The sequence below is a fragment of the Streptosporangium sp. NPDC049248 genome (assembly GCF_040678965.1).
Taxonomy (GTDB): domain Bacteria; phylum Actinomycetota; class Actinomycetes; order Streptosporangiales; family Streptosporangiaceae; genus Streptosporangium; species Streptosporangium fukuiense.
The window spans coordinates 197,292-221,138 of the sequence record NZ_JBFAQY010000001.1; the positions used below are offsets into that span (position 1 = coordinate 197,292).

Below are 23,847 nucleotides of genomic sequence, written 5' to 3' on the forward strand. Positions count from 1 at the left end.
TTCCGGAGACGGTCGTGCAACATGCTCCCGAGTGGATCGCTTCTGATCGTTAATCACCTGTCCGGTCCGGGTATAGGGGTTTATGCGAATGTGTCCCCCCTCTGACCCAGAGTGAGGGGTGTACGCAGGTGAGCAAGGCGCGGGCCGGTGTGCTGGCCGTACTCATAGGAATGGCCGCGATCGGCGCCCTCCATCACGAGGAATCGACGGGTACGCGATCCGCGAGTCTCACCGGGCAGTCCGGTGACTCGGCGTCCAAACAGCTCACGGGTTCCACGGTCGAACGGTTCGCGCACTTCACGGCCGAGCACCGAACGAGCCCGGAGGTCGGGCGACTCGGACGCCGCGGGGGCGAGCCGATCATCATCGCGCACCGCGGGGCCAGTGCCTTCCGGCCCGAGCACACGCTTCTCGCCTACACGGTCGCCATCTCGATGGGCGCCGACTACATCGAGCCCGATCTCGTCTCGACCAAGGACCACGTGCTGGTCGCCCGGCACGAGAACGAGCTCTCGGCGACCACCGACGTCGCGAGGCATCCGGAGTTCGCCGACCGCAGGACTTCCAAGACCATAAACGGCATCCGGCACACGGGCTGGTTCACCGAGGACTTCACCCTCGCGGAGCTGCGCACCCTCCGTGCCAGGGAACGCTTCCCCACGCAGCGTCGAGGCAACACCGCCTACGACGGGATGGAGAGAATCCCGACACTCGATGAGATAGTCCAGCTCGCGCAGAATCACGGCGTGGGCGTCTACGCCGAGACCAAGTTCCCCACCTACTTCGCCTCGATCGGGCTGCCGCTGGAGGAACCGCTGCTGGAGACCTTCCGGAAGTACGGCTGGGACGACGAGCGGGACCCGGTCTTCATCCAGTCCTTCGAGACCGGGAACCTCAAGCGGTTGCACCCCCTCACCCGGCTCCGGCTCATCCAGTTCATCGGAGCGAACGGCGCCCCGTACGACCATGTGCGGGCCGGCGATCCGACCACCTACGACGACATGGTCACTCCGGAGGGCCTACGGGAGATCGCCAAGTACGCCGACGGCATCGGCGTGGTCACGAAGCGGATCGGCCCCCGTGATCCCGGCGGTTTCGAGAGCAGGCCGGTGTCACCCGCCGCGCTCGTCAGGAACGCCCAGCGAGAAGGGCTCCTGGTACACGCCACGACGGTTCGCAAGCTCGCCGTGCGGCTCCGGGCGGACCTCAGGGGCGACAGCTCGGGCGGCCGCGCCGACGAGGAGGTGCGGAAGTGGCTGAGGCGTCTGTACCGGCTCAACCTGGACGGGGTGATCGCCGACGACCCCGGCATGGCGCGTGCCGTACGGGACCGGTTCCGTACCGAGGGCTGACCGCGCCCGCCGGCCCTGTGCCGACGCTGCGCCGGCCGCGGCCGAGGGGCACGTCACCCCGTCCCGGCCCTGGCCGGGTAGCGCAGGATCCGGTCGTCGCCCTCGCGCACCTCACCGCGCCCGTCGGTGTTGGACGTGGTCAGCCAGAGCGCCCCGTCCGGTGCCACGGCGACCGTGCGCAGGCGGCCGTACCGGCCGACCAGTTCGGCCCGGGGTTCGCCGGTTCTCCCGTCGCGCAGGGGCACCGTCCACAACCGCTCCCCGCGTAGCGCCGCCACGTACAGCGTGTTCCCGGCGATGGCGGCACCGGAGGGAGACGCCTCGCTCGTGGGCCACGTCACCAGCGGGTTGGTGAACTCACCGCCGCGCGTGTCGCCCTTGCCCTCCACCTCCGGCCAGCCGTAGTTGCGGCCGGGCTCGATCAGGTTGACCTCGTCCAGCGCGCTCTGCCCGAACTCGGTGGCGAAAAGGCGCCCCTGTTCATCCCAGGCCAGTCCCTGGACGTTGCGATGGCCGAGGCTGTAGACCGGCGAGCCCGGCGTCGGGTTGCCGGGGGCGGGCCTGCCCTCCGGTGTCAGCCGGAGGATCTTCCCGTTCGGCAGGCGTGGATCCTGCGACGAGTTCCGCTGCCCCGCGTCTCCGGTGCCGGCGTACAGCATGCCGTCCGGTCCGAACGCGATGCGGCCGCCGTTGTGGAAGGAGGCCTTGGCGATGCCGTCGAACAGCACCTCGGGTGTGGCGTCGCCGAGGCGGAAACGCACGATCCGGTTGTCGGAGGAGGTGGTGAGGTAGGCGTACACGTAACGGTCCCTGGCATAGCCGGGTGACACGGCCAGCCCGAGCAGGCCGCCCTCACCGCTCGCGACCACGCCGGGCACCCGGTAGACCTCGCGTGGCCGCCCGCCGCGCCCCGGGACCTGGAGCACCCGGCCGCTGTCGCGCTCGGAGACGAGCGCGTCGCCGTTCGGCAGGAACGCCAGACCCCAGGGCACCTGGATGTCGCGGGCCACCTCCTTCCCGGCCTGGAGGTCCGGCGCCCCGTCCGGCACCCTGCTCGGAGCCGGGCCGGGGGTGCCGCTCATGCTCCCCGAGGTCGCCGGCGCCGCGCTCGGGGGAGCCACCCCCTTGGCGGCCGGGTCATCGGCGCAGCCGGCCGACATCGCCATCAGCATGGCCACCAGGCCGGCGGTCGGCACGATCCGGCTCGCGGTCTTCCTCATGGTCACCTCTTCTGCGGCCGAGCGCGCCGGCGACGGGTGGTCCTGGGCCGGTCAGTCCCGGTCTACTCGACCACTCTGCCCCATGCTCACGGTAAATCCCGCCCGACCCCACCTGTCGCGGTGATCTTCCCGGGTTCGGCGGGGAAGATCCCGTCAGCCGGTGTGCATGGCGGCCCGCACCCGATCGAGGGTGATCGGCAGGTCGCGCTGCCGGGAGCCGGTGGCGTGGAAGACGGCATTGGCGATCGCGGCGGCGGTGCCGACGATCCCCACCTCGCCGATGCCCTTGACACCGACAGGATTGAGCCGGTCGTCATGCTCGTCGATCCAGTGCGCCTCGATCCCGCGGACGTCGGCGTTCGACGCGATGTGGTAGGTGGCCAGGTCGTGGTTGGTGAAGTCACCGAAGCGGGGGTCCAGCTGCAGGGACTCGTGCAGGGCCATGGAGATCCCCATCGTCATGCCGCCGAGGAACTGCGAGCGCGCCGTCCCGGCGTTGACGATCCGGCCGGCCGCGAAGACCCCGAGCAGCCGCTCGATACGGACCTGCCCGCTGTCGACGTCGACCTTGACCTCGGCGAACTGCGCTCCGAACGAGTGGCGGGAGAACCGCTCCTGGGCGGCGAGGTCCTCGGTGGTGTCCGCCCGCGCCTGCAGTCCTTCGGGGGGGATCACTCCGGCCCGTTCGTCGAGCTCCCTGACCAGTGCCCGGCACGCCTTGCTCACCGCCCAGCTCCACGAGGCGGTGCCCATGGACCCGCCGGCGAACGGCGCGGGTCCGAAGACGCTGCGGCCCACCAGGACGGTGATCCGGTCCATCGGCACCCCGAGCTCGTCGGCCGCGACCTGGGCCAGCGCGGTGCGAGCCCCGGTCCCGATGTCGGCCGCGGCGATCTCGACCACGAACCTGCCCGTCGGCTCGGCGCGGACGGTCGCGGTGGACGCCATGGTGAGAACCGGGTAGGTCGAGGACGCGACGCCGGTGCCGACGAGCCACCGGCCCTGTCTGCGGAGGCCCGGCGCGGGGTCGCGTCCGGCCCAGCCGAAGCGCGCCGCCCCCTCCCGCAGGCAGGCGATCAGGTTGCGGCTGCTGAACGGGAGGCCCGATTCGGGGTCCAGCGCGGGCTCGTTGACGACTCGCAGCTCGACGGGGTCCATCCCGAGGGCGTACGCCAGCTCGTCCATCGCCGATTCGAGCGCGAACATCCCCGGAGCCTCGCCGGGCGCGCGCATCCACGACGGGGTCGGCACGTCCAGCTGTAGCAACCGGTGGGCGGTATGGCTGTTGGGCGTCGCGTACATCATGCGGCTGGCCGCGACCGTCTGCTCGGTGTACTCGACGCGCTTCGAGCTCTGCTGGAGCGCGTCGTGCCACACCGCGGTCAGCCGGCCGTCCAGCTCGGCCCCCAGACGCACCCGTTGCACGGTGGGCGTCCGGTAGCTGACGAGCGGGAACATCTGCTGCCTGGTCATCGCCACCTTGACCGGCCGCCCGACGGCGCGGGCGGCCAGCGCCGCCAGCACGGTCGGCGGGCGCGGTACCGCCTTCGACCCGAAACCGCCGCCGGTGTGGTCGGCGACGATGCTCACCGCGCCGTCGGCGAGGCCGAACAGCGCGGCGATCGCGGTCGCCGACATCCAGGGCGCCTGGTCGGCGTTGTAGAGGGTCAGGGTCTCGCCCTCCCAGAACGCGATCGTGGCGTGCGGTTCCATCGGGCTGGCATGCTCTGCCGGGGTCGTGTAGGTGGCGTCGACGCCGGCCGGTGCCGCGGTCAGGGCGCTCTCGGCGTCGCCCCAGTGGACGGTCCCGGGGAAACCCGCGTTGGCCTTCCGGGGTGAGAAGATCCGCGGGTTGTCCGGGCTCAGCACGACGTCGTGTTCCTGCTCGTCGTAGTCCACCCGTACCGCCGACGCCGCCTCGCGGGCGCCTTCCAGGGTGCTCGCGACCACGGCCGCGACGATCTGCCCGCGGTAGGCGACGTCGGCCGACTGCAGGACGGCCAGCTCGGCGTCGTCGGCGGGGCGCAGCCGGGAGACGTTGCCGCTGTTCAGTACGGCGATCACCCCCGGCAGGGCCAGCGCGGCGCCGCCGTGGACGGCGCGCACCCGGCCGCGGGCGATGGTGGCCTGCACGGGCCAGACATAGACGGCGTTCGGCACCGGGTACTCGTAGGCGTAGCGGGCCGCGCCGGTGACCTTCTCGCGCCCGTCGATCCTGGTCGGTGCCCTGCCCACCACCTTGTCCAGCGTGGTCATCGCCGTTCCTCCGCCACGAGGTCCGCCATGAGATCGCGTACGCTCGCCGCGATCAGATCGGCGGCGAGCCCGATCTTGAACTCGTTCCCCGGCAGGGGGCGTGCCGACGCGAACTCCGCCTCCGCCGCCGCCAGCAGCAGTTCCCTGTTCGGCCGGTGACCGGCCAGCATCCGCTCGGCCTGGTGTGCCCGCCACGGCTGCGGGGCCACGCCGCCCAGTGCCAGCCGGATCTCCCGCAGCGACCCGCCGCCCTCCGTCGTGACCAGGGCCGCGACCGAGACCACCGCGAACGCGTAGGACCAGCGGTCGCGGACCTTGCGGTACCGCATGGCCGCGCCGTCCGGCGGCGGCGGCAGTTCGACACCGGTGATCAGGTCGCCCGGCTCCAGTACCGTCTCGCGATCGGGGGTGTCGCCGGGCAGCAGGTAGAGGTCGTGGAGCGGCACCGCCCGCTCTTCTCCGCCCGCGAGCCTGAGGTGCACCACGGCGTCGAGAGCGGCCATCGCCACCGCCATGTCGGACGGGTGGGTGGCCACGCAGCTGCCGGAGGTGCCGATCACCCCCAGGTCGCGGTGACCGCCGCCGATCGCGGAACAGCCCGCGCCCGGGTCACGCTTGTTGCACGGCTTGGTGACGTCCTGGAAGTACGGGCAGCGCGTGCGCTGCAGCAGGTTTCCGCCGGTGGTGGCCATCGACCTGAGCTGTCCGGAGGCTCCGGACAGCACGGCCCGGGTGAGCATCGGGAAGCGTTCCCTGATGCCCCGGTCGCCGGCCAGGTCGCTGTTGCGCACCGTCGCGCCGATGAGCACGCTTCCGTCGGCCCGGTGTTCGATCCGGTCGTACGGCAGCCGGGTGACGTCCACCAGCTTCGCCGGCCGGGCCACACCGAGTTTCATCAGGTCCACCAGATTGGTTCCGCCGGCCAGGAACATCGCGTCGGTGCCGTCCACCACGGCGGTGGCGGCGGCACCGGGGTCGGCGGCGCGCTCGTAGGCGAAAGGTCTCACCGTCCGCCTCCGGGACCCGCCCCGGCGACTTCGAGGACCGCCTCGACGACCCCGGCGTACGCCCCGCAGCGGCAGAGGTTGCCGCTCATCCGTTCGCGGACCTCTTCGGCGTCCAGCGCGGCGCGGGAGGCGACACCGGCCGCGACGTCCTCGGTGACATGGCTGGGCCAGCCCGCGTCCGCCTCGGCGAGCGCGCCGATCGCCGAGCAGATCTGGCCCGGTGTGCAGTAGCCGCACTGGAAGCCCTCGTGGTCGAGGAACGCCTGCTGAACGGGGTGCAGGTCGTTCGCGCGAACCAGGTCGGCGACCCCCTCGATGGTGATGATCTCCTGCTCGGTGGCGGTGACCGCGAGCGTCAGGCAGCTGTTCACCCGCCGGCCGTCCAGCAGGACCGTGCACGTCCCGCACTGCCCGTGGTCGCACCCTTTCTTCGCCCCGGTCAGGCCGAGATGCTCCCGCAACGCGTCCAGCAGGGTCACCCGGTTGTCCAGGGAGACGGAGTGGTCGGCACCGTTGATGCGCAGCGTGACATCGCTGCTGAACGCTTCGACTGCCATGCCGTTTATCCTGCCAATTGCCCAATGAGAGTTGGATCACCTATTAATCTGAAAATCCAAAAGAAGCGGCAACCGTACCGTCGTGAACATCACCGGCGGATCGGGGAGACGCCGGGATGGGCGGGTGTCGGGAGGCGGCCCGTCAGTCCGGTCGCCCGTCGGAGGCCAGCGCCGAGAGCGCGGACCTGTGCCGCTGGAGCCGCCGCCGCCCCTGGTCCAGCATCACCACAAAGATGATCAGGGCTCCCTTGATGAGGATCTGCCAGAACAGCGACACGTCCAGGATCATCAGGCCGTTGACGAGGAGAGCGACGACGAGGACTCCGACGAGGGTGCCCCGTACGGTGCCGCGGCCCCCGTTCAGCGTGGCGCCGCCGAGGATGACCGCGGCGATCGCGTTGAGCTCGAACGTCTCACCGGCCTGAGGCGTCGCCACGGTCAGCTCCGAGGCGATGAGGAGGCCCGCGAGCGCGGCACAGGCGCCGGAGATCACGTAGACGACCGTCTTGACGCGGTTGACCGGGACCCCCGAGAGCTCCGCGGCCCGCTCGTTGCCGCCCGCGGCGTACAACCACCGGCCGAACGGTGTCCTGGTGAGCGCCAGCATGACGGCGACGGCCAGGGCGACCATGATCCAGATCGAGATCGGGATGCCGAGTGGGCGTGCGTCGCCGAGGAGGCCGAAGCCGGTGTTGCCGAGTTGGGGGCTGCCGTCCAGGTCGGTGTAGGTCGAGCCGCCGGAGATCAGCATCGCGAGTCCCCGCGCCACGTACAGCATGCCGAACGTCGCGATGAACGGCGCCACCTCGAACCGGGTGACGAGGACGCCGTTCACCAGGCCGACGAGCATGCCGACCGCGACGCAGAGCACGACCACGCCCCACACGGGCGGGTAGGCGATCATGTCGACGAACCTGAGATCGAGACCTGCGAGCAACTCACCGGCGACGACCCCGGAGAGCCCGATGACCGAGCCGACGGACAGGTCGATGCCGCCCCTGAGGATGACCAGCAGCATGCCGAGCGCGACCACCCCGTTGACCGCGATCTGCTCGGCCGCCCTGATGAGGTTCGGCACCGTGAGGAACGAATCCGTCAGCATGCCGAAGAGCACGATCAGGACCGCCAGCGCGATGAGCGCCCGGAACTCGAACAGGCCGTTCAGCAGGGACAGGCGGCGCGCCCGGGCCGCGATCCTCTCCGGCGGAGGGCGGTCAGGCGGCACCGGTGCCGGGGTCGTCTCCTGAGGCGTCAATTCGCACCGCCCTCGGCATGGCCGATGGTGGCGCCGTCCAGCACGCTCATCAGTTCCTCCCGGGTTGTCGCACCACGCCGGAAGTCACCGGTGACGACCCCGCGGGTGAGCACCAGCAGCCGGTCGGGGACGCGCAGGGCCTCCTCGACGTCCGACGTGGTGAAGAGGACGGCCAGGCCGTGTCGTGCTCGTGCCGCCAGCAGTTGGAAGATGTCGGCCTTGGCGTCGGTGTCGACGCCGCGCGAGGGCTCGTCCACCAGCAGTACCAGGGGATCGGTCAGCAGCGCCCGGCCGATGACCACCTTCTGCTGGTCGCCGCCGCTCAACGATTCGACGGGCGTTCCGGCGTCGTCCGTCCTGAGAGTGATGCCGGAGATCATCCGATCGACGGCGTCCAGTTCGCGCTTCCGGGAGACGAACAGCCGCCGGACGAACCTGTCCAGTCCGGCCAGGGAGAGGTTCTCCCCGAGCGACATCGTCTGGACGAGGCCGTCGCGCCGGCGGTCCCGGGGGACCAGGACCAGGCCCCGGCCGACGCGGTCGCGGATGCTCGCGTTCTCCAACGGGATGCCCGAGAGCAGGACGTCACCCGACTGCGAGGGGATCCGGCCGGCGAGTGCCTCCAGTAGTTCGGTCAGGCCCGAGTCCATCAGGCCGTAGATCCCCACGATCTCGCCCTCCCTGACGGTCAGGGAGAGGTCGTCGATCGCGAGGTGGCCGGGGTTGGCCGGGTCGGCCACCGAGAGGCCGCGCAGGGTCAGCAGCTCCTCGCGCGGCGGCGGCTCTTTCTCGGCGAGCGGGATGTGGTGCGGGGACAGGGAGTCCGGGGCGCGGCCGGCCATCTGCTCCATGATCCGCCGGATGTCGAGGGCCTTGGCGTTCGACGCGGCGACCAGCCGCCCGTCACGCAGTATGGCGACGTCATCGGCGATCCTCAGCGCCCTGTCCGGTCGGTGGGAGGCGTAGGCGACGGCGACCCCGCTCGCGGTCAGCCCTCCGATGACCCGGAACAGGGCCTCGATCTCCGGGGAGGTGAGCATCGAGGTGGGCTCGTCCATGAGCAGCACCCGGGCCTCCTGGATGAGCGCCCGCGCGATCTCGACGATCTGCTGCCGGGCCGGGCTCAGGTCACCGACCAGCCGATCGGGATCGAGATCCTCCCCCAGGCTGTGGAGGGTCGCCGCACTGGTGGCCCGCTGGGCGGAGCGGTCGATCACCCAGGGGCCCCCGCAGATCTCGCGGGCCAGGAAGAGGTTGTCCTGGATGCTCAGGTTGGGACAGAGGCTGGGCTTCTGGGGGATGACAGAGATGCCCCGGTCGACGGCGTCGCGGGGCGACAGGAACCGGACGGGTTTCCCGTCGAGCTCGACATGGCCGGTGGTGGGCCGCTCGACCCCGGAGAGGATCTTCAGCAGGGTCGACGTGCCGGCTCCGTTCTTGCCGAACAGCGCGGTCACCCGACCGGCGGCGATGTCGAGGTCGACACCCCTGAGCGCGTGCGTGCCCCCGTACACCTTGGTGACGGCGCGGGCACTCAGCACCCTGGTCGCCGCCGTCTTCACGAAACCTTCTTGATCGAGACCGGGGTGATGGTCACGACGGAGGGGGTGAGGAAGCCGAAGGCTCCGACGAAGGAGATCTTCTTGCCGTTCAGCCGTGCCGGGTCCAGGTTCTTGAGCAGCCTCCCCCACAGCTGGTTGTTCAGCGCGGTGGCGGCGGCGGCGTACTCCGCCTGGTCGCGGAACCGCCTGGATCCGATGCCGGCCGCGTCCCGCAGCGCCGTGCCGTTGACGGCGGGACCTACCTGCAACGAGACCCGGGTGCCCGGTGGCAGGTCCGGCACGGTCACGGGCATCAGCCCGGACTTCGCCACTCCGGCCCTGCCGGTGCCCCTGACCGCGAAATTGTAGGGGCCGTTGCCCTGCCGGATGCCGTAGCGCCTGTTGGCCGCCCCCTGGTCGGTGGTCATGGCCTTCACCAGCTCGGGCAGCGGGACGGCCTTCCTCCTGATCGCGGGCACGACCTCGCTCTCGTACGTCCGTGCCCCGAACGCGGCCGGGTCGAACCGGTTGTCCGACGCGGCGACCGACCCCGCGGAGCGGTAATGGGTGCTGAGCCCGATGGCGACCAGGAGGACCGCCGCCAGGGCGACGGCCACCCATCTCGCCGGGATCCGTCGGCGGGGTGCCTGCCCACCGTGCGCGTGCACCGCAGCTGGCGTGCTCATCACAAACCTCCAGCGTGGGAGGATGTCAAGACCCGTATACCCGCTCGCGCGGTTTCCACCGAACCCTCCCTGAACGGGAACCGGCCGAGCTGCGTAAGCCCCGTGTGCTGTCCCGTGGGTGTCCGGATCCGCGCGGTGCCCGATCACTCACCGTGAGCGTCGCATGCCACATCCCGTCTGTTGTTCGAAACTTCACCGATGTACGGTGTCGTTTGCTGTGGGATAGATGGGAATTTGTGTCCGTTTCGCCGACTTGCTCGCGCACCCTGGTCTCTGTTCGTAGGATCTATGCCGAACCTTGACCAAGGCATGTAAGCCTCAAAGCCGGTGCGAGCCGGTCGATGGATCTGGAATGGGGAGAGACTGTGCTGAAGTCCAAGACGCGGCGGCGCGTCGCGGTCAAGACAGCCGCGATCGCCGCGGTGGGCGCGGGCGTTCTTTTCGGCGCGGTCCCTGCGGTCGCCTCCATGTACGCCGACCCCAACCCGGTCAGCTACGCCTGCACGCTCGGCGGCGTGACGTCACCGTCGGCGACGTACACCTTCCAGATGGACCTCAGCGGTCCGACGGCGGCGGCGACCAACGCGCCCCTGGTGGCGACCTGGAAGATCGCCCAGCCCACCACGGTGCCCACCCTCACCCCGACCGCGTCCGTCCCGGCGGGCGCGCGTGTCGTCATCGACGCGGAGGTGCAGATCGACGCCAGCCCCTCGCCGGTCCTGGCGCTTCCCTCCGAACTCCGCTCGCTCGCGGCCACCGCCGCTCCTCCGTCCGCCGGGCAGCCGGTCACCGCACCTCCCCTGCTCGTCACGGTGACCCCCAGCGCGACCGGCGTGGTGGCCTTCCAGCCGGGCCCGTTCACCCTGTACCTGGACCCCGGTACCGGGACCGGAAACGAGGCCGAGCTGCTCGACTGCGGTGTTCCGCTCAACTCGGCCGAGGCCGCCGCCGCCGCGCTGCGGGTGACCGTGGTGACGGGTTCCCCGAGCACGAGTACGAGCACGAGTCCCAGCCCGAGCACGAGCACGAGTCCGAGTCCGAGCCCGAGCACGAGTACGACCGCCACTCCCAAGCCGACGGTCACCGTCACCCGGACCAAGACCTCCGAGCCGGAAAAGCCCTCCTCCGACGGGCAGATCGACGAGACCCCCAACGGAGGGGCCGCCACGGGTGGCGGCGGGGACGCGGGCCCCGACGCCCGGATGATCATGCTCAGTGGTGTGCTGATGGTGGCGTTCGCCGGGATCGGCGGCATGGTGCTGCGACGTCGCACCGCGGGCCGAGGCTGATCGGGGTGGCCGGATGAGCACCCCTCCGCCGGGCGGTCAACACCCCGGGCACGTGCCCCACTACCGGCCGGTCCCGGTCCCGCCGCAGTACCCGCACCCGTTCCAGCAGCAGCACGGCCCGCCCTACGAGGAGTGGCCGCGAGGCGGGCAGCTCGACGGGCATCTGGACGGTGGGCGGGTGATGCGGTCGGTGCTCATCCTGGCCGGGATCGCCGGGGTGGTCACGGTGCTGGTGGGCATGCTCTACGTACTGGCCGCACCGGAGGAGTACGGCATGGGTGAGCGCACCACGCTGCCACCCAGAAATCAGGCCGCGGCGGCGCCGGTGAACCCGTACTTCCAGGCGCCCCCGACCGTGCCGCCGCCCCAGCCCAGCCTGCCGGCGGCCCCGGCCATGCAGCCCTCCAGCCCGGTCCGCCTGGTCATCCCGCGGCTCGGCGTCAACGCGCCGGTCAGATCCGTCGGGCTCGACGGCAAGGGTGCGATCGAGGTGCCGCCGGTCGGCAACCCGAACCTGGTCGGCTGGTACCGCTCGGGACCCACGCCCGGCGAGGCCGGTCCCGCGATCATGCTCGGGCACAAGGACACGCGCTCGGGAAGCGCGGTCTTCAGCCGCCTCGACGAGATCCGCAACGGCGACGTCATCGAGGTGCACAGAAAGGACGGCGTCATCGCCGTCTACACCGTCGGCGGGCTGGAGCAGGCGGACAAGTCGGTGTTCCCGACGCAGCGGGTGTACGGCGAGTCGCCGAACCCGCAACTGCACCTGATCACCTGTGGTGGCACCTATGATCGCACGACCGGCCATTACACGGACAACGTCATCGCCTACGCGACCATGACGAGCACCAGGATGGCCTGAGCGGCACCGCCCAGGTCAGCGCGGAGCTCCTGATATTTCGTAAAAAGGCGGGGGTGTCCTGTCGGGGGAGAGGGCACCCCCGGGTAGGGCGTGGACAAAAGTTCTGTTGTAACCTCCTACTGACCGAATGATGCTCGGTTTCGCAGGCAGCTCGGTTCACACGCAGGAGGCACTGTGGCAGAGGCGTACATCGTCGGGGCGGTCCGCACCCCGGTCGGCAAGAAGAAGGGCGGTCTGTCCACCGTCCACCCCACCGATCTGGCCGCGCACACCCTCGGAGCGCTCATCGAGCGTACGGGTGTCGACCCGTCGGCGGTCGAAGACGTGATCATGGGCTGTGTCATGCAGTTCGGCCCGCAGAGCATGGACATCGCGCGCAACGCGTGGCTGTCCGCAGGTCTCCCGGAGAGCGTCGCCGGTGTGACCATCGACCGCCAGTGCGGCTCCTCCCAGCAGTCGATCCACTTCGCGGCCCAGGGCGTGCTCTCCGGCACCCAGGACCTCGTCGTGGCCGCCGGGGTGGAGTCCATGAGCATCGTGCCCATGGGGTCGAGTATCAGCGCGGCGCTGGAGAAGGGCATGCCCTTCCCCTTCGGTGAAAAGTGGGTCGAGCGGTACGGCAAGCAGGAGATCTCCCAGTTCCGCGGCGCGGAGCTGATGTGCGAGAAGTGGAACCTCAAGCGCGAGCAGTTGGAGCAGTTCGCGTACGAGAGCCACCAGCGGGCGGCCAAGGCCGTCGCGAACGGCTACTTCAAGGACCAGATCGCCCCACTCAACGGTGTCGAGGACGACGAGGGCCCGCGCCCGGACACCACGCTGGAGAAGATGGCGTCGCTCAAGACGCTGCGGGACGGCGGGCAGATCACGGCGGCCACCTCCTCGCAGATCTCCGACGGCTCCGGAGCGATCCTGATCGCCTCCGAGCAGGCGGTCCGTGACCACAACCTGACCCCCAGGGCGCGCATCGTCACCCTGGCGCTCACCGGCGACGACCCGGTCTACATGCTGACCGCACCGATCCCGGCGACGCAGAAGGCGCTGAAGAGGGCGGGTTTGTCCATCGAGGACATCGACGTCACCGAGATCAACGAGGCGTTCGCCCCGGTCCCGCTGGCCTGGATCAACGACCTCGGCGCCGACCCGGCCAAGGTCAACCCGAACGGCGGCGCGATCGCCCTGGGCCACCCGCTGGGCGGCACCGGCGCGATCCTGATGACCAAGCTCCTGCACGAGCTTGAGCGGACCGGCGGCCGGTACGGGCTGCAGACGATGTGCGAGGGCGGCGGCCAGGCCAACGTCACGATCATCGAGCGGCTGTGACGCCGGTGCCCGCGGCCTCGAACCGCGAGGCACCGTGAGAGATGGGAAAGCCCCGGTCGGCGGACCGGGGCTTTTCCGTGGGTCAGCGACCGCCCTTGCCGGGAATCCGGCGCGGCTGCCGGGTGGGCCTCATCGGTGCGGGCGGCATCGGCATCCGCCGGGGCGTCGCGGGCACGACGTGCTCGGGCAGCGGGGTGTGGGTCTCGGTGCTCTTGGCGGACTTGGATTTGCCGGTGCGCTTGCGGGCGGCATGAATTCGCATATGGACTCCTTGAGGAAAGTGACGACGCGGCGAGATCCCGGGTCGGACGACTCAGCTGCCGCGTCAGACGAACGGGGCTGAAACGCTGAGTGCGGGCGGATCAGCGAAGGCTGATCGACGCCGGCTCTTAGGAGTTGATCCACATGTGAACGACCCTACGACGCCCCTGTCGAGGCGTGCAACCGATTTGTTCGCGCCCCGGCCGCCATCCGGCCGCCCCCGGCCGTCACGCCGCTCCGGGCATCGCGATGGCCGTGGGGGAGGGGATGGCGTGGGCGGAGATCACTTCGGCACGCGGGCGACGCAGAAGACTGTCTGTCCGAACGGCGGGCGGACGAAGCGCTCGATGAGGCGGGTGAGGGGTACCACGGTGCGGTCGTAGATCTTGACCAGCCGGGGGTCGGGGTAGCCGACACCGCCGCGGCGGACCGCGGCCCACCAGGCGATGCCGCCCAGGAAGTTGATCGGCTTGAGCACGTCGATGTCCAGGCCCGCACGGGAGACCGTGCTGCGCAGGGTGGCCGGGGTGTAGCGGGTGACGTGGCCGACCTTGCGGTCGAAGTCCCCGTAAAGCTGCATGTAGCCCGGGACCCAGATGACGATCCGGCCGCCGGGGAGGGTGACCTTGGCGAGCGACCGCAGGGCCTCGACGTCCTCCTCGATGTGCTCCAGGACGTTCATCATCACGACGGTGTCGACCTTCTCGCCGATGGGGATCTCGGTCGGCAGGCCGAACTGGAGCACGTCGATGTCGTCGCGGCCCTCGAAGCGCTTCTGGAGCTGCTCCACGCAGTAGGGGTCGAAGTCGCTGACCACCAGCCGGTCGAGGCGGGGCAGGAACTGCTCGGCGAAGTGGCCAAGCCCGGAACCGATCTCCAGCATGGACCGGCCCACGTGTGGGGCGACCATGTCGAGCTCGTACTGCCGGTAATTCCTGGCCTCGTCCCCACCAAGGTGGTTCTCCAGGGCCTCGTCACCGGCCGCGGGTTGCACTACGCGGTCATACCCAGACATGCGGTTCCGTCCAGCTCGGTTAGGAAAGGCCGCGGCGACAGGCCGCGGCCAGGGACAGCCAGAGTCTAATGGCGCTTCCCTCGGGACGGCCCCTCAAACGATCCACGGGCGGTGCCCCCCGGGAGCCGCTCCTGAGGGGATCGGCCTCCGTATGAGCTCGCCCCCCGATTACCGGCTCCACCGAATCAGTTATAAAGCACCTGCATTTCCGCGTTTCACGCCGTACGGGGGAAGTTCGACCTCGATACGGCGGTGAGATTTGCACCGGGGGACAAGGAAACCCCCCTGGGGAATCGCCGGTCGGCCGGTCCGTGATTTGAGAGGAGTGCTATTCCCGGTAAGTGGAGAAGGAGCGCGAACCGATGGAACAGGCCCAATGGTGGCGGGGGAACCTGCCCGCGGAGACGGATGGCTTCATCGGCCGGGAAGGCGAGGTGCGGCGGCTGCTGAAGCTGCTGGCCGACACACCGCTGACCACGGTCACCGGTGTCGGCGGCATCGGCAAGTCACGGATCGCGATCAGGGCCGCACGCCGGCGGCACGAGCACCACCCGGACGGCACCTGGCTGGTGGAGCTGTCCGGCGAGCGCGACGGCGACCTGCTCGCCCACACGGTCGCGGCGGTCCTCGGCATCCCCGAGCGGTCCGCGCGGACAGCGGACGAGACGCTCGTCGAGTTCCTCGCGGGCAGGAGGCTCCTGCTGCTCCTCGACAACTGCGAGCACCTCCTGCCCGCCTGCCGCGACCTCGTCGCCCAGATCCTGGCGGCGGCGCCGGGGGTGCGGATCATCGCGACCTCCCGCCGGCCGCTCGGGCTGCCGCAGGAGGCGCTGCTGCCCGTCGGGCCCTTCGACGCGCCGTGGCCGCAGGAGGAGGGGATGGCGGGGGACGACGCGCTCCGCCTCCTCCTCGACCGGGCCGCCGCCGTGGCGCCCGGCCTGGAGGCGACCGAGACCGGCCTGGCGGCCGCGGCCAGGATCTGCCGGCGGCTGGACGGCGTCCCGCTCGCCGTCGAACTGGCCGCCGGATGGCTGGGGGACATGCCGGTGGAGCGGCTCGCCGACCACCTGGAGAGCCGGTTCGAGTCCCAGCCCGACAGCCGGGCACCGGTGCCTCGCCACCGGACCGTACGGGCCGCGATCAGGTGGAGCCACGAGCTCTGCGGACCAGGGGAACGCCTGCTCTGGGCCAGGCTCTCGGTCTTCGCGGGAAACTTCGACGCGGCCGACGCCGAGCGGGTGTGCGGCGACGAGCACCTGGGTGACGTACCGGACCTGCTGGAAAGCCTGGCGAGAAGGTTCCTCCTGGTCCGGGTTCCCGGCGGCTACCGTCAGCCGGTCACGGTCAGGGAGTACGGCAGGGAGCGGCTGGCCCTGCTCGGGGACGAGGCCAGGCTGGTGCGGCGGCATCGCCACCACTACCTCGACCTGGCGCGCAGGGCCGAGACCGGCTGGTACGGCCCAGGGCAGGAGGAGTGGGCCGCCCGCCTCGCCTTCGCCATGACCGACCTGCGTCTCGCCCTCGACCCCGCCTCCCCGGTCTCCGTCGAGCTCGCCGGCACGCTCTGGATCCTCTGGTTCTGCCTGGGCCGATCGAACGAGGGCCGCCACCACATGGCACGCGTACTCGAATCGGCCTCCGTCACCGACCCGCACCTGCCCAGACTCCTGTGGGCCGACGGCTGCGTGGCCATCGCCAGGGGTGAGCTGGAGAGGGGGCGCCGCAGGGCCGAGGCGGCGCTGTCCGCGGCCCTCGACTGGGGCGACTACGCGGCGGCCGGGCACGCCCAGCTCCGGCTGGCCGGCCGTGCCCTGTGCGCCGGCGCCCTCGACGAGGTCGAGCCGTGCGTCGAGCGCGTGCGCGAGTACTTCCGCAGGGCGGAGGCCGACACGGTCGGCGAACCCCTCGCCCTGGTGACCATGGCGATGGCGGTCACCTGGCGCGGCGAGTTCGACAGGGCCGTCTCGGTGCTCAAGGAGGTGCAGCGGCTCTGTGACGCGCACGGCGAGCGCTGGGCCCGCGCCTGCGGCGACTACGTCCTGTCCATCGCCCAGCTGGGGCTCGGCAGGGTGAGCGAGGCGGCGGAGGCCGCCCGGCAGTCGCTCGACGTCAAGTGGCGCCTGCGCGACGCCACCGGCGTGGCACTGGCCGTCGACCAGCTCGCGGTGATCGCCGCGGTCGAGGGCGACGGCCGCCGCACGGCCAGGCTCCAGGGGGCGGTGGTACGGCTGTGGGCCACCTTCGGGTTGCGGGGCCTCGGCCAGGCGGGCATGTCCGAGCCGAGAACCGTCGCCGAGCGGACGGCCAGGCAACTGCTCGGTGACGAGACCTACGACGCGATCTTCGCCGAGGGGTACGAGACCGACCCGGACGCGGCGGTCGCCTACGCCCTCCACTGAGCGCACTCGCCCGAGGGGGTTTCGCGACACGGCACGCATGCGGTGGAATCTCTCAGACATCCGCGAAGGAGCCCCCCGACGGACGACGACGAGGCGATCGCCCGATCGCTGGCAGGCGACCTGGACGCCTACGAGGTCCTGGTCGCCCGCTACAGCGTGCTCGCGCACCGCACCGCGGCCATGCTCGGGGCCGCCGACGAGGCCGAGGACGTGGTCCAGGAGGCGTTCGTCAAGGCGTACCGCAACCTGGCGTCCTTCCGCCGGGACGCGCCGTTCCGCCCCTGGTTGCTGCGGATCGTGGCGAACGAGACGCACAACCTGACCCGCTCCCGGGGCCGCAGGGACAGGCTGGCCGCGCGGCTCACCGAGGCCGTCCCGCCGGTGGGTGAGGCCCCGGAGGAGGCGGCCGTCACCACCGACCGGCGGGCGCGGCTCCTCGACGCGGTGCGTACGCTGCCCGAGCGGGAACGCGAGACCGTCGTCTGTCGGTATCTCCTTCAGCTGTCGGAGGCCGAGACCGCCCAGGTGCTCGGTCTTCCCGTCGGCACCGTCAAGTCACGGACCTCCCGTGGCCTGGCCCGTCTGCGCGAGGAGGTGGCGCGTGACCTCATCTGACGACCTCGAGGCCAGGCTCCGCGACCTCGGCGAGTTCCTCGACGTCCCCTCCCCACCCCCCGCCGAGGTCGCGCGGGCCGTACGGGCCCGCCTGGAAGAGCCCGTCCCCGAGGCGCCCGCGGTCACGGGTGGCCGGGGAGCGCTCCGGCGAGGGTGGGGGGCGCTGCGGGTCGGCGGGCGGGCGCGGAGGCGGGCGGTGGTCGCCGCCGTCGCGATCCTCGTCGCGCTGTTCCTGGGGGCGACGCCCGTGGGAAGAGCGGCGGTGGTGGAGATCCTGCGCTTCGCGGGCGTCGAGCTCAGGATCGGTGACCCCGGGCCCCTGCCGTCCTGGGCGCCCCGGCCGCTGCCGGGCGAGCGGCGGGTCACCCTGGAGCAGGCCGGACGGCAGGTGGCGTTCCCGATCGCCGTCCCCGCCGCGCTCGGCGAGCCCGCCGAGGTCAGGGTGAGCGACGGCGGCCGGGTGGTCTCGCTGCTCTGGCCCGGCCTCAGGCTGGACGAGTACGACGGTGGCCTCCTGCCCGTCTACCGGAAGGAGCTGGGGCCGCCCTGGCCGCAGGAGACCCGCGTGGGTGACGCGCAGGCACAGTGGATCCCGGCCCATCACGGCCTGACCTACCTGCCCCGGGGCGGCGGTGAGGCCGAGGCCCGCCCCCGCGCGGCCGGGCCCACCCTCATCTGGCGGCGAGGGCAGGTCGGCCTGCGCCTTGAGGGACCCGGGGACATCGGCCGCGCCCTGGAGATCGCCCGCTCAGTCCGCTGAGGCCAGCCAGTCGTCGATCCCCTGGAGGAGCTTCTTGCGCACCGTCTCCGGTGCCGCCGACGCCCGTATCGACTGGCGGGCCAGCTCGGCCAGTTCCGGATCGGAGAAGCCGTACACCTGCCTGGCGAGCTCGTACTGGGGCAGCAGCCTGGCACCGAACAGCAGCGGGTCGTCGGCGCCCAGCGCGATCGGCACCCCCGCCTCGAACAGGCGCCGCAGCGGTACGTCCTCGGCCCGCTCGGCCACCCCGAGACCGACGTTGGAGGTCGGGCAGACCTCGCAGGTGATCCCCCGGGCGGCAAGGCGTTCCATGAGCTGTGGCGACTCGGCCGCCCTCACCCCGTGCCCGACCCGGTCGGCGTCCAGCACGTCGACGCACTCGGCCACGCTGGCGGCGCCCAGCAGCTCCCCGCCGTGCGGCACGGCCAGCAGGCCCGCCCGCTTGGCCAGCCGGAAGGCCCCGTCGAAGTCACGGGCCCGGCCGCGCCGCTCGTCGTTGGAGAGCCCGAACCCGATCACGCCCTGGTCCATGTAGTGCGTGGCGAGGCGGGCGAGGGTCTTGGCGTCGAGGGGGTGGCGGGTGCGGTTGGCGGCCACCACGACCGCGATTCCTATTCCCGCGTGGTCGGCGGCCCTGCGCGTCGCGTCGAGCATCAGCTCCATGGCCGAGGTGAGCCCGCCGAACCTCGAGGCGTACCCGGACGGGTCGATCTGGATCTCCAGCCAGGCCGATCCTTCGGCCGCCTCGTCCTCGGCCGCCTCGCGCAGCAGCCGGTAGACGTCGCTCTCCCGCTGCAGGACGGAGCGCGCGATGTCGTACAGCCGCTGGAACCGGAACCAGCCCCGCTCGTCGGTGGCGCGCAGCCGAGGTGGCCAGTCCTCCTCAAGCGCGTCGGGAAGGTGCAGGCCGTGTTCGCGGGCCAGCTCGACAAGGGTCGAGTGCCGCATGGAGCCGGTGAGGTGCAGGTGCAGGTGTGCCTTGGGCAGTTCGCTGAGGGGACGTGGCATTTCAATAGAGTGCCGTACCTCCGGTACTCCCCGGTGTTCTTTGGTCCCGACCTGACGGTCCGCTCGCGCGCTGCGGAGGCGAAAGGGGACCTGTATGGCAGAAGGCGACGAGGAGGTTATTTCGGGGCGGGTGTGGCCGGTTTTCGGAAGTGCCCGTCCTTGCCGCATCCCCCGTTATATCTAGGAAATCTAGGAAACGGGCTTTCAGCGGACCATGTCTCCGTGCGACGGTGGACGCACACGTTGTCAGGACGCTGGGGCTGCCATGAAAGCGGACGTCTTCGTCGGCAGGGAGACCGAACTCGCCGACGTCTCCGCACTGCTCGAAAGGGTGCGGCACGTCACGCTGACCGGTCCGGCCGGAGCCGGCAAGACCTGCGTCGCCCGGCGGCTGGCCCGCACCCTCGAACCCCGGTTCCCGGACGGCGTCCACATCGTGGAGCTTTCGGAGGCGCCCGGCGACCTCGACTCCCTGGCCGAGACGTTCGCCGACGCGATCGGCGTCCGCCGGAGGCCGGGCGTTCCCGCACTGCGGGCACTGGTCGACGAGCTCGTCACGCGCCGGACCCTGCTCGTCCTCGACACCTGCGACCGCGTCGTCGGCGTCACGGGCATCCTGGTCGGCCTGCTGCTGCGCTCGGTCGAGGGACTACGTGTCCTGGCCACCAGCAGGCAGCGGCTGGGCCTGCCCGGCGAGCACCTCTACCCGATCGGCGGTCTGCCCGACGCCGACGCCGTCAGCCTGATCGGCACCCTCACCGGCGGCCTGCTCGGCGGCCCCGACGCGGCCGAGCTCTGCGGACGCCTCGACAACCTGCCGCTGGCGATCCGGCTCGCCGTGGCCGGAGGCGGCCCCGGGATCCTCGACGGGCTCGTCACCCTCGACGGCCGCCCGCTCTCCACGGCCGGGCTCGCCGCCTTCGACGGCCGCATGGCCTCGCCCGACGAGCTCGCCGCGGCCTTCGAGAGCCGTACGGACCCCTCGGCCGGTCGTGGAACCCACGGCGAAGGGCACGACGCGGAACCGCACCGGCTCCCCTCCGCTCCGCGGCGGCACAGCTCCATGCGCGTCGCCCTCGGCTGGAGCCACGAACTCTGCACCCCGCCGGAACGCCTGCTGTGGGCACGGGCCTCGGTTTTCGCCGGCACCTTCGACATCGAGGCCGCCGAGGAGGTCTGCGCCGGCGGCGTCCTCGCCGCCAAGGACATCCTCGACGGCCTGCTGGGTCTGCTCGACAAGTCCGTGCTGGTCCGCGAGGAGGGCGAGAACGGGGTCCGCTACCGCCTGCTCAACACGGTCCGCGAGTTCGGCCTGGTCTGGCTCGACCGGCTCGGCGAGACCGAGGAGATCCAGCGCCGCCACCGTGACCACTTCCTCGCCCTGTCCGCCCGCGCCGAGATGAGCTGGCAGGGCCGCCAGCTCGAGTGGTACCGCAGGCTGGTCCTCGAATGCGGCAACATGCGCGGTGCCATCGAATACTGCTACTCCCGGCCGCAGGAGTACCGCCGCGGTCTCGACCTGGTCGGCAACCTGTGGTTCCTGTGGGCGTGCTGCGGCATGCAGGCACCCGGCGACGACCTCCTCCAGCGCGGCCTCGACCTCGACCGCACGGTCAGTCCCGAGCGGGTCAAGGCGCTCTGGGTGCACGCGTGGGTCTCGATCCAGCGCGGCGACCTCGAACGCGCCGAGCGGATCCTCACCGAGTGCGCGGCCGAGGACGCCAACGGCTACGCCACGGCCTACGTCAGCCAGTTCCAGGCCCACCTGGCCGTCGTCAGGGGCGACGTGGGCGAGGCCCTGCGGCTCATCAAGCACGCCCGGGTGCGCCACCGCTCCACCGGCAACGTCTTCCCCGGCTTCCTGCCCACCTACACGGTGGTCGCCACCGCCATGATGCTCGCCGGCCACCACGACCAGGCCGTGTCCATCCTGCGGGAGGGACGTGAGCTCTGCGAGTCCTGCGGCGACTACTGGACCCTCATCCGCCTCGACCTCCTCCTGGGCCAGGCCAAGCACCTCCTCGGCAACACCGCGTCCGCCGCGGAGTCCGCCCGTGACTCCCTGCGCGGCGGCCGCCTGTTCGGCGACACCATCTCGCTGATGGAGGCGCTGGAGGTGTTCGTCGTGATCGCCGAATCATCCGCCGACGACATCTTCGCCGCCACCATGTTCGGGGCCTCCCGCGCCGCCTGGAAGGACGCCGGGGTCCCGCCCAGCCGCTCACCCATGATCGCGAGCCTGATCCGTACGTCCGAGCTGAGGCTGCGCGGGCGTCTGGGCAGGGCGGAGTTCGACCGGCTGGAGGAGCGAGGAGGTTCGATCAGCCTGCGCGACGCCGTGGAACACGCGATCCGGGGGGATCTTTCTTGATGCCGCGCGGCAACCTGCCGGTCGCGATGAACAGTTTCTTCGGACGCGCCGCCGAGCTTGACGAGATCACGAAACTCCTCACCGGAACGCGCCTGCTCACCCTGCACGGCGCCGGGGGCGTCGGCAAGACACGTCTCGCCCTCCAGGCGGCGCGGAGCGTCCGCGACGACTACCCCGACGGCGTCTGGGTGGCCGAACTCTCCTCGGAGACGGACGGCGACCTGCTCGCCGGCCACGTCGCCGGGATGTTCGGCCTGCGCGCGCGGGCCGGACGCCCGGCACTCGCGTCCCTCGTCGAGTTCCTCGCCGACCGGCGGCTCCTGCTCGTCCTGGACACCTGCGAGCACCTCGTCGATCCCTGTGCCGCCATGGTCACGGCCATCCTGACCGGCGCGCCCGACGTCCGGATCATCGTGACCAGCCGCCAGGAGCTCTGCCTGCCGTACGAGGTCGTGATGGGCGTCGACCCCTTTCCCGTCCCCCCGCCCGAGGCCGCCGACCTCGCGGGGTACGACGTGATGAGCCTCTTCCTGGACCGGGCGACGGCCGTCGCCCCAGGGCTGCGCACGGACGAGCGGGCCATGATGGCCGTCGCCAGGCTCTGCCGGAGGCTCGACGGCGTCCCGCTCGCCATCGAGCTGGCGGCCAGTCACGCGCGGGGCCTGTCGGCGATCCAGCTCGCCGACCAGCTCGAAGACCGCTTCAGGCTGCCGGCCGACGGCGAGAGGGTCCTCGTACGCCACCACACGCTGCGCACCGCGGCCGGCTGGAGTCACGAGCTCTGCACGCCCGCCGAACGCCTGCTCTGGGCCCGCCTGTCGGTCTTCGCGGGCACCTTCGACGAGGAGTCGGCGCGCGGCGTCTGCGCGGACGAGTGCCTGCCCGACGTGGCGGGCGTGCTCGCCGTGCTCGTGGCCAAGTCGGTCGTCGCCCGGGTGGGCGATCGCTACCGCCTGCTCGACACCATCAGGGACTACGGGCGCGACTGGCTCGACGAGCTGGGCGAGGGCGCCCTGATGCGCCGCCGCCACCGTGATCACTACCTGGCCGCCGCCCACCGCATGGACGCCCAGTGGTGCGGCCCCCGCCAGCTCGAATGGGCGCGCTGGGCGCGCGGGGAGCTGTCCAACATCCGCGCGGCACTCGACCGCTGCCTCGCGGACGGCGACCACCGCGCCGCTCTGGAGCTGGCCGGAGCCCTGTGGGTTCTCTGGTGTCACCTGGGCCTCGTCCGCGAGGGCCGCCACTACCTCGACCGCGCGCTGGCCGCCGTACCGGCCCCGGACCGAGCCAGGTCAAGACCGCTCTGGGTCGCCGCCCACCTCGCGCTCCTCGCGGGCGACATACCTCTGGCGCGCGAGCGGGCCACGGAGAGCGCCGAGAGCGCCCGGCGCCACGGCGACGGCGAGACCGAGGCCCACGCCCACCTCCGCCTCGCCGGGGCCTGCCTGCTCGTCGGCGACCTGGAGGGCGCGCGGGGGTACGCGCTGCGCGGAGCCGCCGGGTTACGGCAGGCCGAGCCCACCTCGTCGGGCCTGTTCTCCGTTCCCCTCCTCCTGGCCATGGCCGCCACCTTCGACGGCGACTTCGACAAGGCGGTGGAGATCCTGCGCGAGACGCGCCGGCACTGCGAGGCGCGTGGAGAGCTCTCCCAGCGAGCTCTGAGCGACTACATCCGCTCTCTGGCCCTTCTGGGCCGGGGGGAGGCCGCCGAGGCCTCAGCGGCGGCCAAGGCGGCGCTGGAGGTCAGCTGGGGGCTGCGAGACGCGGTCGGCGGTGTGCTCGCCATCGACCAGCTCGCCCGGATCGCCGCGGCCGTGGGTGACGGCTTCCGCGCCGCCTGGCTCCTCGGCGCCGCGCAGCGCATCTGGAGCGGTTTCGGGCTGCCCGGCCTCGGGGCCGACACCATGACCGGGCTCCGCGAGGCCGCCGCTGCCCGCGCCGAGGGTCTGATCGGAGAGACCGCCTACGCGCGGGCCCTCGCCGAGGGGGCGGCCTCCCATTTCGAGTCCGCGGTGACCTACGCCCTGCGCGACTGAACCGGACTCGTCCGGCGCGTACCGAGGCCGTCCG

The 23,847-nt window shown here is 71.5% G+C and carries 19 protein-coding genes; 9 read left to right on the forward strand and 10 right to left on the reverse strand.

The genetic code is table 11. The annotated features are described in order from the left end of the window. Nucleotides 1–128: 128 nt before the first annotated feature. On the forward strand, nucleotides 129–1,352 hold the full coding sequence (locus AB0K21_RS00965; RefSeq protein WP_364146883.1) for a glycerophosphodiester phosphodiesterase family protein: 1,224 nt from the start codon (nucleotides 129–131) through the stop codon (nucleotides 1,350–1,352). A 53-nt stretch (nucleotides 1,353–1,405) separates the two neighbouring features. Here the strand turns inward: AB0K21_RS00965 and AB0K21_RS00970 are convergent, their stop codons facing one another. The 7 genes from AB0K21_RS00970 to AB0K21_RS01000 form a co-directional block, all read right to left on the reverse strand. Further along, nucleotides 1,406–2,572, reverse strand: a complete 1,167-nt coding sequence (locus AB0K21_RS00970; protein ID WP_364146886.1) for a PQQ-dependent sugar dehydrogenase — start codon at nucleotides 2,570–2,572, stop codon at nucleotides 1,406–1,408. 153 nt (nucleotides 2,573–2,725) lie between these two features. Continuing rightward, the gene (locus tag AB0K21_RS00975) at nucleotides 2,726–4,828 is read right to left on the reverse strand and encodes a xanthine dehydrogenase family protein molybdopterin-binding subunit (protein ID WP_343968416.1); all 2,103 of its coding nucleotides are present in this window, start codon (nucleotides 4,826–4,828) and stop codon (nucleotides 2,726–2,728) included. Continuing rightward, the gene (locus AB0K21_RS00980; protein ID WP_343968412.1) at nucleotides 4,825–5,835 is read right to left on the reverse strand and encodes a xanthine dehydrogenase family protein subunit M; all 1,011 of its coding nucleotides are present in this window, start codon (nucleotides 5,833–5,835) and stop codon (nucleotides 4,825–4,827) included. Before AB0K21_RS00980 ends, AB0K21_RS00975 begins: the two co-directional genes overlap by 4 nt. Then, nucleotides 5,832–6,392, reverse strand: a complete 561-nt coding sequence (locus tag AB0K21_RS00985; RefSeq protein WP_343968409.1) for a 2Fe-2S iron-sulfur cluster-binding protein — start codon at nucleotides 6,390–6,392, stop codon at nucleotides 5,832–5,834. The genes AB0K21_RS00980 and AB0K21_RS00985 overlap by 4 nt, the downstream gene beginning before the upstream one ends. Nucleotides 6,393–6,534: 142 nt before the next feature. Beyond that, nucleotides 6,535–7,617 carry an ABC transporter permease gene (locus AB0K21_RS00990; protein WP_343968406.1) on the reverse strand — a complete coding sequence of 361 codons (1,083 nt, stop codon included), beginning with the start codon at nucleotides 7,615–7,617 and terminating at the stop codon, nucleotides 6,535–6,537. Nucleotides 7,618–7,643: 26 nt separating this feature from the next. Beyond that, entirely contained in the window at nucleotides 7,644–9,209 is a 1,566-nt protein-coding gene (locus tag AB0K21_RS00995; RefSeq protein ID WP_343968404.1) for a sugar ABC transporter ATP-binding protein, read from the reverse strand. Beyond that, the gene (locus AB0K21_RS01000) at nucleotides 9,206–9,874 is read right to left on the reverse strand and encodes a DUF2291 family protein (protein WP_364146892.1); all 669 of its coding nucleotides are present in this window, start codon (nucleotides 9,872–9,874) and stop codon (nucleotides 9,206–9,208) included. Before AB0K21_RS01000 ends, AB0K21_RS00995 begins: the two co-directional genes overlap by 4 nt. Before the next feature lie 365 nt (nucleotides 9,875–10,239). Between AB0K21_RS01000 and AB0K21_RS01005 the strand changes: the two genes are divergently transcribed. The 3 genes from AB0K21_RS01005 (at nucleotide 10,240) to AB0K21_RS01015 (ending at nucleotide 13,345) form a co-directional block, all read left to right on the forward strand. Beyond that, complete coding sequence (locus AB0K21_RS01005; RefSeq protein ID WP_343968400.1) at nucleotides 10,240–11,163, forward strand: hypothetical protein; 924 nt, start codon at nucleotides 10,240–10,242, stop codon at nucleotides 11,161–11,163. Nucleotides 11,164–11,176: 13 nt separating this feature from the next. Then, nucleotides 11,177–12,025 (forward strand): class F sortase, encoded by an 849-nt coding sequence (locus AB0K21_RS01010; RefSeq protein WP_343968398.1) that lies wholly within the window; start codon nucleotides 11,177–11,179, stop codon nucleotides 12,023–12,025. A 174-nt stretch (nucleotides 12,026–12,199) separates the two neighbouring features. Continuing rightward, nucleotides 12,200–13,345 carry an acetyl-CoA C-acetyltransferase gene (locus AB0K21_RS01015; RefSeq protein ID WP_343968395.1) on the forward strand — a complete coding sequence of 382 codons (1,146 nt, stop codon included), beginning with the start codon at nucleotides 12,200–12,202 and terminating at the stop codon, nucleotides 13,343–13,345. 82 nt (nucleotides 13,346–13,427) lie between these two features. Here AB0K21_RS01015 and AB0K21_RS01020 read toward each other — a convergent pair whose 3' ends face one another. Both AB0K21_RS01020 and AB0K21_RS01025 read right to left on the reverse strand, forming a co-directional pair. After that, nucleotides 13,428–13,607, reverse strand: a complete 180-nt coding sequence (locus AB0K21_RS01020) for a hypothetical protein (RefSeq protein ID WP_343968392.1) — start codon at nucleotides 13,605–13,607, stop codon at nucleotides 13,428–13,430. A 282-nt stretch (nucleotides 13,608–13,889) separates the two neighbouring features. Next, nucleotides 13,890–14,621 carry a methyltransferase gene (locus tag AB0K21_RS01025; protein ID WP_364146897.1) on the reverse strand — a complete coding sequence of 244 codons (732 nt, stop codon included), beginning with the start codon at nucleotides 14,619–14,621 and terminating at the stop codon, nucleotides 13,890–13,892. A 362-nt stretch (nucleotides 14,622–14,983) separates the two neighbouring features. Here AB0K21_RS01025 and AB0K21_RS01030 point away from each other — a divergent pair, with 362 nt between their 5' ends. Genes AB0K21_RS01030 through AB0K21_RS01040 form a run of 3 tightly spaced genes read left to right on the forward strand, consistent with a single transcriptional unit; the run spans nucleotide 14,984 to nucleotide 18,395 of the window. Continuing rightward, on the forward strand, nucleotides 14,984–17,020 hold the full coding sequence (locus tag AB0K21_RS01030; RefSeq protein WP_364146900.1) for an NB-ARC domain-containing protein: 2,037 nt from the start codon (nucleotides 14,984–14,986) through the stop codon (nucleotides 17,018–17,020). 42 nt (nucleotides 17,021–17,062) lie between these two features. Further along, complete coding sequence (locus AB0K21_RS01035) at nucleotides 17,063–17,635, forward strand: sigma-70 family RNA polymerase sigma factor (RefSeq protein ID WP_343968386.1); 573 nt, start codon at nucleotides 17,063–17,065, stop codon at nucleotides 17,633–17,635. Continuing rightward, nucleotides 17,622–18,395, forward strand: coding sequence for a hypothetical protein (locus tag AB0K21_RS01040; protein ID WP_343968384.1), 774 nt, complete (start codon nucleotides 17,622–17,624; stop codon nucleotides 18,393–18,395). The genes AB0K21_RS01035 and AB0K21_RS01040 overlap by 14 nt, the downstream gene beginning before the upstream one ends. Here AB0K21_RS01040 and AB0K21_RS01045 read toward each other — a convergent pair. Then, complete coding sequence (locus AB0K21_RS01045) at nucleotides 18,384–19,403, reverse strand: adenosine deaminase (protein WP_343968382.1); 1,020 nt, start codon at nucleotides 19,401–19,403, stop codon at nucleotides 18,384–18,386. The two genes, AB0K21_RS01040 and AB0K21_RS01045, sit on opposite strands and share 12 nt — an antisense overlap. A 265-nt stretch (nucleotides 19,404–19,668) precedes the next feature. Here AB0K21_RS01045 and AB0K21_RS01050 point away from each other — a divergent pair, with 265 nt between their 5' ends. Both AB0K21_RS01050 and AB0K21_RS01055 read left to right on the forward strand, forming a co-directional pair. Further along, nucleotides 19,669–21,774 carry an AAA family ATPase gene (locus AB0K21_RS01050; RefSeq protein ID WP_343968379.1) on the forward strand — a complete coding sequence of 702 codons (2,106 nt, stop codon included), beginning with the start codon at nucleotides 19,669–19,671 and terminating at the stop codon, nucleotides 21,772–21,774. Next, on the forward strand, nucleotides 21,774–23,813 hold the full coding sequence (locus AB0K21_RS01055) for an NB-ARC domain-containing protein (RefSeq protein ID WP_343968377.1): 2,040 nt from the start codon (nucleotides 21,774–21,776) through the stop codon (nucleotides 23,811–23,813). Before AB0K21_RS01050 ends, AB0K21_RS01055 begins: the two co-directional genes overlap by 1 nt. Nucleotides 23,814–23,847: the final 34 nt, after the last annotated feature.